This window comes from Comamonas brasiliensis (assembly GCF_018292285.1).
GTDB classification, from domain to species: Bacteria; Pseudomonadota; Gammaproteobacteria; order Burkholderiales; family Burkholderiaceae_C; genus Comamonas; species Comamonas brasiliensis.
Genome location: NZ_JAANES010000001.1, coordinates 970,849 through 985,345, shown reverse-complemented (window position 1 = coordinate 985,345; position 14,497 = coordinate 970,849). Strand labels below are relative to the sequence as shown.

General features: G+C 62.4%; 12 protein-coding genes. 9 read left to right on the top strand and 3 right to left on the bottom strand.

Annotated elements, in window-relative coordinates; all coding sequences use genetic code 11:
- Positions 1-34 precede the first annotated feature (34 nt).
- The 4 genes from DJFAAGMI_RS04465 to argA all read left to right on the top strand — a co-directional run bounded on the left by DJFAAGMI_RS04465 (position 35) and on the right by argA (position 3,740).
- The gene (locus DJFAAGMI_RS04465) at positions 35-928 is read left to right on the top strand and encodes a phosphatase PAP2 family protein (RefSeq protein ID WP_211456100.1); all 894 of its coding nucleotides are present in this window, start codon (positions 35-37) and stop codon (positions 926-928) included.
- Between the two features lie 45 nt (positions 929-973).
- Positions 974-1,531, top strand: coding sequence for a class I SAM-dependent methyltransferase (locus tag DJFAAGMI_RS04460; RefSeq protein WP_211456099.1), 558 nt, complete (start codon positions 974-976; stop codon positions 1,529-1,531).
- Between the two features lie 112 nt (positions 1,532-1,643).
- Complete coding sequence (locus DJFAAGMI_RS04455) at positions 1,644-2,102, top strand: SRPBCC family protein (protein ID WP_211456098.1); 459 nt, start codon at positions 1,644-1,646, stop codon at positions 2,100-2,102.
- A 291-nt stretch (positions 2,103-2,393) separates the two neighbouring features.
- Positions 2,394-3,740 (top strand): amino-acid N-acetyltransferase, encoded by a 1,347-nt coding sequence (gene argA / locus DJFAAGMI_RS04450; RefSeq protein WP_003079639.1) that lies wholly within the window; start codon positions 2,394-2,396, stop codon positions 3,738-3,740.
- 98 nt (positions 3,741-3,838) lie between these two features.
- On the opposite strand, the gene DJFAAGMI_RS04445 is transcribed toward argA, so the two are convergent.
- Positions 3,839-4,654 (bottom strand): AraC family transcriptional regulator, encoded by an 816-nt coding sequence (locus DJFAAGMI_RS04445; protein WP_211456097.1) that lies wholly within the window; start codon positions 4,652-4,654, stop codon positions 3,839-3,841.
- Between the two features lie 269 nt (positions 4,655-4,923).
- On the opposite strand from DJFAAGMI_RS04445, the gene DJFAAGMI_RS04440 reads away from it, so the two are divergent.
- Together DJFAAGMI_RS04440 and DJFAAGMI_RS04435 are read left to right on the top strand one after the other, a co-directional pair.
- Entirely contained in the window at positions 4,924-6,615 is a 1,692-nt protein-coding gene (locus tag DJFAAGMI_RS04440; RefSeq protein WP_211456096.1) for a 2-isopropylmalate synthase, read from the top strand.
- A gap of 244 nt (positions 6,616-6,859) precedes the next feature.
- Complete coding sequence (locus tag DJFAAGMI_RS04435) at positions 6,860-9,253, top strand: adenosylcobalamin-dependent ribonucleoside-diphosphate reductase (RefSeq protein WP_211456095.1); 2,394 nt, start codon at positions 6,860-6,862, stop codon at positions 9,251-9,253.
- A 167-nt stretch (positions 9,254-9,420) separates the two neighbouring features.
- Here the strand turns inward: DJFAAGMI_RS04435 and DJFAAGMI_RS04430 are convergent, their stop codons facing one another.
- Positions 9,421-10,323 (bottom strand): LysR family transcriptional regulator, encoded by a 903-nt coding sequence (locus DJFAAGMI_RS04430; protein WP_211456094.1) that lies wholly within the window; start codon positions 10,321-10,323, stop codon positions 9,421-9,423.
- A gap of 97 nt (positions 10,324-10,420) precedes the next feature.
- On the opposite strand from DJFAAGMI_RS04430, the gene DJFAAGMI_RS04425 reads away from it, so the two are divergent.
- From DJFAAGMI_RS04425 to DJFAAGMI_RS04415, 3 genes are all read left to right on the top strand, one after another.
- The gene (locus DJFAAGMI_RS04425) at positions 10,421-10,903 is read left to right on the top strand and encodes a (R)-mandelonitrile lyase (protein ID WP_211456093.1); all 483 of its coding nucleotides are present in this window, start codon (positions 10,421-10,423) and stop codon (positions 10,901-10,903) included.
- Positions 10,881-11,705 carry a carboxymuconolactone decarboxylase family protein gene (locus DJFAAGMI_RS04420; protein WP_211456092.1) on the top strand — a complete coding sequence of 275 codons (825 nt, stop codon included), beginning with the start codon at positions 10,881-10,883 and terminating at the stop codon, positions 11,703-11,705. The genes DJFAAGMI_RS04425 and DJFAAGMI_RS04420 overlap by 23 nt, the downstream gene beginning before the upstream one ends.
- Positions 11,706-11,782: 77 nt before the next feature.
- The gene (locus DJFAAGMI_RS04415; RefSeq protein ID WP_211456091.1) at positions 11,783-12,832 is read left to right on the top strand and encodes an NAD(P)-dependent alcohol dehydrogenase; all 1,050 of its coding nucleotides are present in this window, start codon (positions 11,783-11,785) and stop codon (positions 12,830-12,832) included.
- 123 nt (positions 12,833-12,955) lie between these two features.
- Here the strand turns inward: DJFAAGMI_RS04415 and DJFAAGMI_RS04410 are convergent, their stop codons facing one another.
- The gene (locus DJFAAGMI_RS04410) at positions 12,956-14,380 is read right to left on the bottom strand and encodes a chloride channel protein (RefSeq protein WP_211456090.1); all 1,425 of its coding nucleotides are present in this window, start codon (positions 14,378-14,380) and stop codon (positions 12,956-12,958) included.
- Between the last annotated feature and the right edge of the window lie 117 nt (positions 14,381-14,497).

Sequence of the window (14,497 nt, the reverse complement as noted above, 5' to 3'; positions counted from 1 at the left end):
CGGACGATCGAATGGATCCACAAGGGAGCTTGCGATGAACTTGATGCAGGGAACCGTCAATGGCTGGCAGCAGACCAGTCCCCGAAAGCTCGCCCCCATGCTTTTCCTGGCCACCCTGGCTCTCGGAGAAGCGCTGTGGATACATGCCCATCCGCTTGTCTTTTCCGGCACCGAGCCGGTGTTCTGGACGACTCTGATCCTGCTGAGCATCAGCTGGATCTATGGATATTCGGGACGTAGCCTGGCCTTGTCCGAGATGTCGTTCTACGCAGCCCTGTGGATAGTGACAGCGCTGATCGGCGCCATACTGACCTATATCTTCGCGACCCTGAACCTGCCGCTGCTCGACGCCCAGTTCACCAGACTGGATCAGGCGCTGGGCTTCAACTGGCTGGCATTCTATGGCTTTGCCCAGCAACACCCGCTTCTCAGGGCCGTGCTCACGCTGGCCTATTTCAGCGGCCTGCTGCAAGTCTTTTTCTCGATCATCTACCTGTCGCACTGCGCAAGACACGACAGAAACGAGGAGCTGTGGTGGTCGTCTTCCATCGCCTTGATGCTGACGGCCCTGCTATCGGGGCTGCTGCCTGCCGGAGGGACTCTCTTCTTCCACTCCGTCGGGCTGGAGAACGCCGTGCACCTGCCTCACTTCATGGCGCTCAGGGAGGGAAGCCTGAGCGAGTTCGCATTCGGGGATCTGAAAGGCATAGTCACGTTCCCTTCCTATCACACGACGATTGCCTTGCTGCTCATCCATGCCTACAGACAGCTCCGGCTTTTTCGCTGGGTGCTCGCATTGAACATCCTGATGCTGATCTCCACGCCCATCAACGGCGGGCACTATCTGGTGGACATGCTGGGCAGCGGCGTTGTTACCGTTTTTTCCATCTATCTGACGAAGCGCGTTCAATATTTCCTGCAGCGATGATTTCAAACTCATCCGCACAATGGGCCAGATCCGGGAGAGCTCTGAATGAAAAACATGTCGTGCAACTTCATGCTGCTGAACGAAGTGATACGGTCTCCCCGCGAGATCGGTGCCCTGTGCCCGAGTTCGGCGCGATTGGGCAATACCATGGCCTCTTTGGTGGGTGGCGGAGACGAGGGTCTGGTGGTGGAGCTTGGTGCAGGAACAGGAGTCATCACCGAGTCACTGCTGCGCAGCGGCATCGCACCCGGCAGACTGGTGATCATAGAAAAGTCTTCCTCGTTCGCCAGCTACCTGTCCGAGCGATTCCCGCAGATCAGCGTTTTTCATGCCGACGCCGGTGACTGGCCCTCGATTCTCGGTCGTGCAGCGGTCAAGGCCGTAGTCTCGGGCCTGCCGCTTCGCTCACTGCCCCATCAGTCAGTGCACAAGATCACCGACACCTGGGCGCGCTCGCTGACCAGCGATGGCCGGGTGATCCAGTTCACCTACTCGCTGTTTGGCGCATCCGCCTGGCAGAGCGCCGGCCTCAAGCGCATAGACCGCGAAACCGTGTGGGGCAATCTGCCCCCGGCGAGGGTGGAAGTGTTCTCACGCCCCTGAGCCTGCGCTGCCTGTGCCTGCCGCACCTGGCCTTGCGGGTGGAACTGCTGTATGGCTGGCGCCGATTTATCGGTATCGTCGGGCCATCTGAATCCACGAGGAGACCGAGGACATGGTGGACATCATTCATAGAATTGGTATCAGAGCGCCTGTCGGCGATGTTTTTCAGGCGATCTCTTCCGTTGCAGGTATAGCCGGCTGGTGGACTCGGGAGATGAGCGCAAGCGCGGGGCCCGAAGTCGCGATGAGCGCGCGCTTCACCGACCAGGACGGTCGGGAGCTCGGAAAAATCTGTTTCGACCTCGTCATGTCGGAGACGGAGCACAGCGTGCGCTGGCGCTTCACGGAAGGGCCCGAAGAATGGATAGGTACGGAGGCGACCTTCGAGCTGAGCCGCCAGGACGGCTACACCATCCTGTTGTTCGGCCACCGGAACTGGCGCGAAACGGTCGAATTCACCGCCCACTGCAGCATGAAATGGGCCGTCTTCCTGCTCAGCCTCAGAGCTCTGGCCGAGACCGGCAAAGGCAGCCCGTCTCCCCAGGACACCAAGATCGACAACTGGAACTAGGGCTCCAATGCACGACAGGGTGAGACCCTGGCCTGTCACGGCCGGCAAGCCCGCGTCCGTAGCTGCCGCATATGGATTTCCGCGCAGCCCCGGGGAGCTGCTCCTGGGTACAAGTCGTCATTTTTTGAAAACATCGCGCCACAAAAGCCACAAACTGTGCGATCAGCGCGCATAAAACCACGCAGCAATTAGCTCAGGCACGCTAGTAACCGCTACACTTTGCGCCGCAGGCCTGCGTAATCCCCCACGCAGGCCTTTTTTTCCCCGATTTCGAGGTTTTCGCGCACTGCCATGTCCACCGTCTTCAATTTCACCTTTGTTCCCTGGTTCCGGTCTGTGGCTCCCTATATCCACAAGTTCCGACACCAGACCTTTGTGGTGGGCCTGACCGGTGAAGCCATTGATGCGGGCAAGCTCAGCTCCATCGTCCAGGATCTGGCCATGATCCAGGCCATGGGTGTCAAGATCGTGCTGGTGCACGGCTTCCGCCCCCAGGTCAACGAGCAGCTGCGCCTCAAGGGCCAGGAGCCGCGCTATTACAACGGGATGCGTGTCACCGACTCCATCGCGCTGGACTGCGCCCAGGAAGCGGCCGGCCAGCTGCGCTACGAGATCGAAGCCGCCTTCAGCCAGGGACTGCCCAACACGCCCATGGCCGGTGCGCGCGTACGCGTGATTTCGGGCAACTTCCTCACAGCCCGTCCCGTGGGCATCGTCGACGGCGTGGATTTCATGCACTCCGGCCTGGTGCGCAAGGTCGACGTGGAAGGCATTCGCAGCGCCCTGGACTCCGAAGCCATGGTGCTGGTCTCGCCCTTCGGCTTCTCGCCCACGGGCGAGGCCTTCAATCTCAGCATGGAAGAAGTGGCCACCCGCGTGGCCATCGAACTCAAGGCCGACAAGCTGCTGTTCCTGACCGAAGTGCCCGGAGTGCGCATGGACCCCAGCGGCCCGGCCGACGAGAACAACCCTATCGATACCGAGCTGCCGCTGGACGCCGCGCGCCGCCTGCTGGCCCAACTCCCGCCTGCACAGCAACCTACCGATGTGGGCTTTTATCTGCAGCACTGTGTACGCGCCTGCGAGCATGGCGTGGAGCGCAGCCATATCCTGCCCTTTTCGACCGACGGAGCGCTGCTGCTGGAGATCTATGTGCACGACGGCATCGGCACCATGGTCATTGACGAAAAGCTCGAAGAACTGCGCGAGGCCACGATCGACGACGTGGGCGGCATCATTCAACTGATCGAACCCTTCGAGCGCGACGGCACGCTGGTCAAGCGCGACCGCACCGAGATCGAACGCGACATCGCCAGTTACACCGTCATCGAACACGATGGCGTGATCTTCGGCTGTGCCGCCCTGCACCCCTATCTCGAAGCCAAGACCGCCGAAATGGCCGCCGTCACCGTCTCGCCCAAGAGCCAGGGCACGGGCGATGGCGAGAAGCTGCTCAAACGCATCGAACAGCGCGCCCGCGCCCTGGGCTGCGAAACCATGTTTGTGCTGACCACACGAACCATGCACTGGTTCATCAAGCGCGGCTTTCAGCCCGTGGAGCCCGAATGGCTGCCGGAGGCCCGCAAGGCCAAGTACAACTGGGGCCGCAAGAGCCAGGTGCTGGTAAAGAAGCTCTGATCCGCTCCTCTCTTGAAAATAGCTTCCAGCGCTTGATGAAAAAGCGTTGGAAGCTATTTTTTTTGGAAGCAAAGAGATGTTGGCTTGGCAGGCACCGGCTAACGCAACGTTGCTCTGTCCGCCGTAGCTGCGAATTCCGACGGCGGACGGCCGAACTGCTTGCGGAAAGCCGCCGAATAGGCGCTATGGCTTTCATAGCCGCTTTCCAGCGCCACGGTCGTGATGGGCATGCCCCGCAGCAACTGGGGGATGGAAGACATCAGCCGCATCTGCTGATACCACCGGCCCCAGTTCATCCCGGTGCTTTTCAGAAATCGACGGTGCAGCGTCTTGGGTGTCAGCGCGTGCTGCCGGGCCAGAGCTTCGACCGTGGTGCGCTGCGCCGGTGCACTCAGCATGCTCTCGCAGATGCGTCGCATCAGCATGTCTTGCGGCCATGGCAGGTAATACGGCAGCGGCGCCAGCGCCTGCAACTCCTCCAGCAGCAGATTGCCCAGCAGCGCATCGCGCGGGCGATGCGGCCCCTGATGGGGCAAGTCGACAAGCGCCGCCATCAGTTCCCTGACCAGCGGCGAGACATGGAGGACGCAGTCCCGGGCAGGCAGGCGTTCCGACCAAGCCTCCTCAATGAACAGGCCAAAGGCTCGCACCGCCGTAGTCGCCGTGATCCGGTGCAGCATGCCCGGGCGCAGCCACACAGCAGTGGTAGGAGGAACCAGCCATTGCCCGCAGGGGGACTCGACCAGCAACACGCCTTCCGAGGCATAAATGAGATGGCCGCGCGCGTGGCTGTGCTGCGGCACCACATGACCGGGCGGATAGCGCTGCTCCACGCCCGTGACAGGCAGTGACGAGGCCTGGGCATGATGCAAATCCAGCGCATGCGCGCCATGCTCGGGGGAGGCAAAACCCATGAGATGTCCAAATTCCTACAACAAATGAATATCTATCGATAGAAGTCTATACCTCTGGCGACTTAAAGTAGCCGCACTGACTCCATCAAGCACCTTGCCGTGAAACACCGCCACCCGCTTCCGCTATGCCTACTGGCTCTGACATCTGGTCGGGGTCCGTACGCACGCGCTTGCGCATGGTTCCTCTCCGGTCTCCCCAGACCCCGACCTTAGCCAGCCCCATCCGGGCAGGGAGACCAGATCATCGTTTCAACTACTCCAAGGTCTCTATGCTGGCTGATCCCTCTACCAAATACCGCGCATTTCCCGTTGTGGACCTGCCCAACCGCCAATGGCCTGGCCGTACATTGACGCAAGCGCCCATATGGCTGTCGACAGATTTGCGCGACGGCAATCAGGCTCTGTTCGAGCCCATGAACCACGAGCGCAAGCTGCGGCTGTTCCAGGAGCTGGTCGCCATCGGCTTCAAGGAAATTGAAATCGGCTTTCCCTCCGCTTCCCAGACCGACTTCGACATCGTGCGCCACCTGATCGACGCGCAGCTGATTCCGCAAGACGTCACGCCCATGGTCATCACCCAGCTGCGCGAGGACCTGATTGCCACCACGGTGCGCAGCGTGACGGGCGCACGCCGCGTGATCGTGCACCTGTATAACGCCGTAGCCCCGGCCTTCCGCGAAATCGTCTTTGGCATGGAAGTGCCGCAGATCATTGCCATGGTGGAGCACCATGTGCGCCACCTCCGGCAACTGACCGAGCAGCACCCCGAAACCGAATGGGTGCTGCAGTACTCCCCGGAAACCTTTTGCATGGCCGAGCTGGACGTTTCCCTGGCCGTTTGCAATGCCGCCATTGCCGCCTGGGATACCGGCCCCGAACGCCCCATGATCATCAACCTGCCGACCACCGTGGAGGTTTCCACTGCCAATGTGTTTGCCGACCAGATCGAATGGATGGACCGGCGCCTGGCACGACGCGAACATGTCACGCTGTCGGTACACCCCCACAACGACAGAGGCACCGGAGTGGCCTGCGCCGAGCTGGCCCTGCTGGCCGGCGCCCAACGCGTGGAGGGCTGCCTGTTTGGCAACGGAGAGCGCAGCGGCAACGTGGATCTGGTGACCCTGGCCCTGAACCTCTACACCCAGGGCATTTCCCCCGGCCTGGATTTTTCCGACATCGCTGCCGTGGCACGCATTGCCGAAGCCTCTACGGCCCTGCCCATCCATCCACGCCACCCCTATGTGGGCGACCTGGTGTTCACGGCATTCTCCGGATCGCACCAGGATGCGATTGCCAAAGGCTTTGCGGCGCAAAAGCCTGATGCTCCCTGGCGCGTTCCCTATCTGCCCATAGACCCGCAGGACCTGGGACGCACCTACGACAGCATCGTGCGCGTCAACAGCCAGTCCGGCAAAGGCGGCATTGCCTTCCTGCTGCAAAAGGACTGGGGCATCACCATGCCAAGGCGCATGCAGATCGAATTCAGCGCCATCGTCCAGGCCTGGGCCGACAGCAGCGAAACCGAGCTGAGCAGCGCGCAGATCTGGTCATTGTTCGAAGCCACCTATCTGCATGCCCATGCCCAGTCACCTGTCTTGCGCTACCAGGGCCACCGGCTGTTCGACAGCGAGCAAGGCCAGGGTGTCGAGCTGCACTGGCACGATGCCGACGGACAGTCCAGGCAAAGCAGCGGCATGGGCAACGGCCCTATCGCTGCCGCGGTTGCGGCGCTGGAGCTGCCGCTGCGCATCGACAGCTATGAGGAGCGCAGCCTGGGCAACGGCGCCGACGCCTGCGCGCTTGCCATCGTCGAAGCCGCCTGGCCTGGCGTGCCCGGCTCGCGGTTTGGCGTAGGCATGCATGCGAACATCGTCACTGCATCGGTGATGGCGGTCGTGAATGCCGCTGCGCGCTTTGAGGGCGAGGTGGTTCAGACCCGCGCACCTACCCCTCGCTAGGCCCTGCCCGAGCAGACGGGCCGCCGCATGCCAACCCCGGCCCTGTCGCCGGGTTTCAGCGACTGCCAGCGCATGGACTCCCGAGCCAAAGGGTCTGTCACAATTTTGGGACAGGCCCGAGCTGCCACCGGCAGCCTCTGGCCAGCTGGAGTCCCGCGGATGTTGCGCTGCGTCACGTCACTTCCAGGCGGTCTGCGCTACAAAGTCGAATTGCATTTGAACTGCATTTAGCATGAGGCATGCCATGAACACACTCCCTCCCCAGGCCATCAGCCAGGACGTCCTGGCCGAAAAATATCTGGCCGACGGCGAGCAATCCGAACAAGACCTGTTTGCCCGCGTGGCACGTGCCCTGGCCGCCGTTGAAAAGCCCGAGCTTCAAGCGCATTGGGAACAAGAATTTCTGCACAATCTGCAACTCGGCGCCATCGGTGCCGGTCGCATCATGGCGGCTGCGGGGCTGGACACCAAGGCCACCTTGATCAACTGCTTCGTACAGCCCGTCGCCGATGCCACCAATGGCTTCGACACCCAAGGCAACCCCGGCATCTACACGGCGCTGTCGCAGGCGGCCGAGACCATGCGCCGCGGCGGCGGCGTGGGTTATGACTTTTCCAATCTGCGCCCGCGCGGCGCGCTGGTGCGCGGCACCAATTCAAATGCATCAGGGCCCTGCTCCTTCATCGATGTCTTCGATGCATCCTGCACCACGGTGGAGTCGGCGGGTGCGCGACGCGGTGCACAGATGGGCGTGCTGCGCATCGACCACCCCGATGTGCTGGAGTTCATTACCGCCAAACGTCAAAAAGGCCGCTGGAACAATTTCAATGTCTCGGTCGGTGTGAGCAACGCCTTCATGCAGGCGGTCAGGGACGATGCCGAATGGGAGCTGTTCCATGTCGCCAGCCCCAGCGATGCCCAGATACAGGCCGGAGCCCATCGCCGTGAAGACGGGCTGTGGGTCTATCAAAGCCAGCCTGCGCGCACGCTCTGGGACGCCATCATGCAATCGGCCTATGATTTTGCCGAGCCTGGCATTCTGTTCCTCGACAACATCAATGCCGACAACAACCTCTGGTATGCCGAGCAGATTGCCGCCACCAATCCCTGCGGCGAGCAGCCCCTGCCGCCTTACGGCTGCTGCGATCTGGGCCCGGTCATACTCACGCGATTCGTGCGCGAACCGTTCACGCCGCAGGCCTTCTTCGACCTGGAAGCCTTTCGCGCCGCCGTCGCCGTTCAGGTGCGCATGCTGGACAACGTGCTGGATGCCACCGTCTGGCCCCTGCCCGAGCAGCAGCGTGAAGCGCAACAAAAGCGCCGCATCGGCGTGGGCTTCACAGGGCTGGGCGATGCCTTGATTCTGCTGGGCCTGCATTACGCCAGCGATGAAGGCCTGCAGCAGGCCGAAACCATCGCCCGCAATATGCGCGATGCAGCCTATGCCGCCTCGGTGGAGCTGGCACGGGAAAAAGGCAGCTTCCCGCTGTTCAACGCCAAGCAGTATCTGAAAAGCGGCTTTGCCAAACGCCTTCCCAAGGAACTGCGTGCGGACATCAGAAAACATGGGCTGCGCAACAGCCATCTGCTGTCCATTGCCCCCACGGGCACGGTCTCGCTGGCCTTCGCCGACAACGCGTCCAACGGCATCGAGCCCGCCTTCTCGTGGACCTACACACGCAAAAAGCGCACGGCCGATGGCGGCGAACAGTTCTACACCGTACAGGACCATGCCTACCGCCTGTACAAGGCCATGCACGGCGACGAGGCACTGCTGCCCGACTGCTTTGTCAGTGCGCTGGAGTTGAGCGCCAGCGAGCATGTGGCCATGATGCGCTGCGTCCAGCCCTTTATCGACACCTCGATATCCAAGACCGTCAACATCCCGGCCGACTACCCGTTCGAGGACTTCAAGCACCTCTATATGGAATGCTGGGAAGCCGGTCTCAAGGGCTGCGCCACCTACCGCCCGAACGACACACTGGGTGCAGTGCTCTCCACAGAATCTGCCTCAAAAACCTCTCAAACGCCCACTGATAAAGCGCAAGCCGCTATCAATTCCTCAGGCTTCAACGGCATGACAGCCGTGATAGAGCGCCGCCCCGAGGGACCGCTCAATGCCGTGGTCGACAAGATCGAATACTTCACGCATGACGGCATAAGGCGTCTCTACCTCGTCGTCAGCTTCATGGTGGTCGATGGCGTGGAGCGTCCCATCGAGTTCTTCATGCCCGTGGGCCAGACCGGCGAGAGCCAGCAATGGATCACGGCCACCATGCGCAGCCTGAGCCTGGCCGCGCGCGGAGGTTTTCTCGACAAGGCCCTGGCCGATCTGCGCAAGGTGGCCTGGGACCGAGGCCCCGTGCGCTATGGCAGCAGAACGCGCGAAGACGGCAGCCGCATCCCGCTCTGGCACGACAGCGAGGTGGCCCTGCTCGCCTATGCCATCCAGAGCATCATCGCCAACCGGGGCTTGCCCCAGCCCGCCCCCAGCACGACAGCCACGCCGGCCGCCGCGCCCGAAGGCAATGGCCCGGTCAATGGCAAGAAATGTCCCGACTGTGGCGCTCACGCCATGATCCGCAAGGACGGCTGCGCGTTCTGCACGGCCTGCGGCTATGTAGGTGCTTGCGGCTAGCAGACCGCCCTGCAAGCTGGCGACTGGCGGACGCGCTCCGCCAGCAGCGCGGCTGAGCGAAAGGAACACGGGCTCGACCTTGCCCACCACGAGCATGGTGCGACGGCCTCGCATCACCCTTGCGCAACGCTGCCTGACCCGGCCATCGCCGTCGGGAAGATGCCGCCTCACCCGCCCTGAGCGCGGTAACGCAAGGCCTCTATGACCAGAGCCAATGCCGGAGAGATCTGCCTTCTGTTGGCGTAGTAGAGGTGATATCCGGGAAATATGGGCCACCAGTCCTCCAGCACAGGGATCAAGCGTCCCTGATCGATATGTGGCTGAACCAGGTCTAGCGGCACATAGGCCAGCCCCTGCCCGTCGAGCGCAGCCTGCAGCATGAGAAAGGTGTTGTTCAGGGTGACCTGACCGCTCACGCGCACGTTGACAGCCACTCCCGCCTTTTCGAACTCCCATGCATACAGCCCCCCGTACGTGGGCAGGCGCAGATTGATGCACCGATGACTGGTCAGTTCATGCGGTGTTTGCGGCAAGGGCCGCCCCCGCAGGTATTCGGGAGAAGCGGCAACCGCCATGCGCAAGTCCTCTGCAATGCGCACGGCAATCATGTCCTTGTCCACCCGGTCGCCGCTGCGGACACCGGCATCGAAGCCTTGAGCGGCGATATCGGTGAAGCCATAGTCCACGCTGAACTCCAGCTGTACGTCCGGATACTCATCCAGCAGGGGCTTGAGCCGCGGCCACAGGATGGAATGGATGGCATGGTCGTGGGCCGTGATGCGCACAGTGCCAGCGGGTTTGTCGCGCAAGGCGCTGAGCGCGCCCAGCTCCAGATCAATCTCGTCAAGACGCAAAGCCACGGTATCCAGCAGGCGCGCCCCGGCTTCGGTCGTGGAGACACTGCGCGTCGTGCGAGTCAGCAGACGTACTCCCAGGCGCTCTTCCAGGGCCAGCATGGCGTGGCTCAGCGCGGAACGCGACAAACCCAGCTGCGCCGCCGCACGCGTGAAGCTGCGCGCCCGGGCAACGGCAACGAAGGCGCGCAGGTCATTGAGATTTTCCTTGGACATTGGTGAATATCTTGCACAAGCAAATGCCAATTTTGCAGTCTTCTCAACCAATTCGGATTTTTCTAGAGTGGCGAAACCCTTGAAGACAGGATTTGCCATGAAAAAGACACTGACCGGCATGCTCGCTTGCGCAGCCCTCGGCAGCGGCGTCGCCGCCCCCCAAGAAGCCCTGACGGGCACCAGCATCACACGTGCCGGCACGCAGAACACCATGACCGGCCCCGAAGGTTTTTTTACAGGGCTGGTACGTGTAGAGCCCTTGTTTCCGACCAGCGAAGAGATCAATGCCTCCGGAGCCTATGTCACTTTCTCTCCCGGCGCGCGTTCGGCCTGGCACACACATCCCAAAGGGCAGTACCTCGTGGTGACCGCAGGCACGGGCCTTACACAGGAATGGGGAAAAGCCATCCAGGAGATCCGTCCCGGTGATGTAATCTGGTGCCCGCCGGGCGTCAGGCACTGGCATGGAGCAGCCCCTGAGACGGCCATGACGCACCTGGCCGTAACCGGTGCCACGGCGGACGGCAGGAATGTGGAGTGGCTGGAGAAGGTCAGCGATGATCAATACAACGCCCGCTGAAACGGTCATGGCGCGGACTGCACGCCGCCAGGCTTTGACATGGAGCCTGGCCATGGTGCTGGGCTGCTCTGCTGCATATTCTCGGGAGGCTCTGAACATGGACGGTTCCGCCAAAGACACACTCTCGACGCGTCAGCAGGCCATCGTGCCCATCGCAGCCTTTGCAGCTGCCGGCGATATGGCTTCACTGCATGCGGCATTGAACCGCGGGCTGGACGCTGGCCTGACGATCAGCGATATCAAGGAAATCCTGGTGCAGCTCTATGCCTATGCCGGTTTTCCACGCAGCCTCAATGCGCTGGGTGAATTCATGAAAACACTTGAAACACGCAAGCAGCGCGGCATCGAGGATCTGCCCGGCAGCAGGCCCGGCCGGGCGATTCCCCAGGGCGATGCACTGCTGGCCGCCGGTACAGCCAACCAGACCCGGTTGTCCGGCGCAGCCGTCTCGGGGCCACTGTTCGACTTTGCCCCGGTCGCAAACGAATACCTGCGCACCCATCTGTTCGGCGACATCTTCGAACGCGACAACCTCGACTGGCAAAGCCGCGAGCTGGCCACCCTGGGCATGCTGTCCGCCCTGCCCGGGGTGGAAGCTCAGCTGCAGGCCCATATGCGCATCAGCATGAATGTGGGTCTGACTGCCGAACAGTTGCGGGAGCTTCCTCGGGTGCTCGCCACCCATGTCGACTCCGCTGCCGCACGGCGCGCCGATGATGCCCTGGCCCGGCATCTGGCAAGCCTGCAGGGCGGAAAACCGGTACGGCCGGATCGCCTGCCTGTGCCCTGTGAATTCCCCTGACCCCGGACTGACATCGGCATGCATTACCCTGGACCGGTGTCCCGAAACGCATTTCACCACCACGAAAGGAGTTTGCCGTGATTGTCAAAGCTTACGGAGCCCATGGCGCCGACAAACCGCTGGAGTCACTGGATATCACACGGCGTGCCCCTGGTGCGCATGATGTGCAGATCGACATTGCATTCTGCGGCGTCTGCCATTCCGATCTCCATCAGGTTCGCTCGGAGTGGGCCGGAACCATGTACCCCTGCGTGCCCGGCCATGAGATCGTGGGCCGTGTCGCTGCCGTCGGCGCCCATGTCTCGAAGTTCAAGGTCGGTGACCTCGTAGGTGTCGGCTGCATCGTCGATAGCTGTCAGCACTGTGCGGATTGCAATGAAGGCCTGGAGAACTACTGCGACCACATGGTCGGAACCTACAACGGCCCGACCGCAGATGCTCCGGGCCACACGCTGGGCGGCTATTCCCAGCAGGTCGTCGTGCACGAGCGCTATGTGCTTCGCGTGCGCCATCCTGCCGGGCAGCTGGCAGCGGTAGCGCCCCTGCTCTGCGCCGGCATCACCACCTACTCGCCTCTGCGCCACTGGAAGGTGGGGCCCGGCCACAAGGTCGGGATCGTGGGAATTGGCGGCCTGGGTCATATGGGGATCAAACTGGCACACGCCATGGGCGCCCATGTGGTCGCATTCACCACTTCCGAGTCCAAACGCGAAGATGCCAGAGCCCTGGGGGCGGATGAAGTCGTCGTCTCACGCAATGCCCAGGAAATGGCAACATATGCCAAAAGCCTGGACTTCATACTCAACACGGTGGCGGCTCCGCATGAACTGGATGCCTTCTTCGCCCTGCTCAAACGCGATGGCACGATGGCATTGGTGGGCGCGCCTGCCACGCCGCATCCATCGCCCAATGTGTTCAATCTCATCATGAAGCGTCGCAGCCTGGCCGGCTCCATGATCGGAGGCATTCCCGAAACGCAGGAGATGCTGGACTTCTGTGCCGAGCACGGCATCGTCTCGGACATCGAGATGATTCGTGCCGACGAGATCAACCAGGCCTATGAACGCATGCTCAAGGGCGATGTCAAGTACCGCTTCGTCATCGACAATGCAAGCCTCGCAGCCTGACGCGACACCTTGAGCGGCGCCGCCCCCGGACGGCTGTGGTGGTTCTGACGGACAGTCCGGGGCGCAATGTCCTGTTGCACCGGGCCGGCCACACCTTGCCGGCCACACCTAGCCGACGGCGCCTCAGCAGGTCTTGCTTTCAGTGTCTGCCTTGGCCGGCCCGCCGGAGGGCTGCGTCTGAGCGGTCTCTGCCTCGGCCGTCGCAGGCTCGGGCTGCGGCTCCTTGGGCAAGGAAGCCCGCGCCACATGAAGCATGTGCAAGGCCAGCGATTCGTACAGCGGCCTCGCAATCATGCGCGAGATCATGCTGGCGATCATGGCCGAAGCCATCAGACTCAGCACCAGAGCGTGGCCGTCCACCATCTCCATCACGATGATGAAAGCCGTCAGCGGCGCCTGGGTCACGGCCGCCAGAAAGGCCGCCATCCCCATTGCTATCAAGGCAGGAGCTATATCCGCAGTCCCAGCGAGCGATGCCACGTTATTCCCCACACCTGCGCCAATCGACAGCGAGGGCGCGAAGATGCCGCCGGGCACCCCCACCCAGGCCGATAGCCAGGTGGCGATGAATTTGAGAGTGACATAGAACTCGGGCACATCGGCCTCGCCCTGCAGCATGTGCTTGACGGCCTCCGAGCCTGCGCCAAAGGTGGCACCGCCGGTGACCACGCCGATGACGGCGATCAGCAGGGCCAGCGCTGCGGCAAAGCGGATGGGAAAGCGCGACCTGAGCTTGTTGAGGCGCTCGGTGGACGAGGTCAGCGAATGGGTCATGAGCTTGGCGAACAGGCCGCCCAGCACGCCGCAGCTCAGCGCCACGGCCAGGCAGGGCAGCAGGTCGCGCCAGCCGAGTTCGGCCACGCGGATTCGACCAAAATAGCTCAGATTGCCGAAGACCGAGACCCCCATCAGACCGGCCAGCACAATCGCCGCGATGATGAGACCGCTGGAGCGCGACTCCAGCTTGCGCGAGAGCTCCTCGATCGCAAACACCACGCCTGCCAGCGGCGCATTGAAGGCTGCGGCAATACCCGCAGCACCGCCAGCGACGAGCAAGGCGTGGGTGTTGATGACGGACTTGGGGCCCAGCCAGCGCCGCGCCGAATGCATGACACCGGCCGCCACCTGCACCGACGGCCCTTCGCGCCCTATCGACAGCCCCGCGAGAAAGCCTGCGCTGGAGAGCACGATCTTGGCAAAAGACAGCCACAGAGACACAAAGCGCTTGCGCAAGCCGGCATCGACCGATGGCTCCAAGGTGGCAATCACCTGCGGTATGCCCGATCCGCTGGCCCCCGGCGCCCATTTGCGCGTGGCCCAGACGGCGGCTGCCGTGATGGCGGGCATCCAGATCAGCACCAGCCAGCCGTTGACGCCGTGATAGATGCTCTCGAAAAAGCCGAACGCCGCTTCGGCCAGCAGCGTGAAAGCCACCACGCTCAGGCCTGCTGCCGCAGCATAGGCCAGCACTATTGTCCGTTCCAGCCAGCGCTTGCCGTCGCGCATTTCTTCATTGAGGTTGTGAAAAAAGTCTGGCTCTTGATGCATGGGCGGGCATTCTTTTCGGGGCGGGTGAAAAACGGGCAGATGCCTCCATTCTGCGCCAGCTGCAGGGCTGCGCAGATTGGCAATGTCCACAACGGCCTGCATCGCAGGTATGCCGAA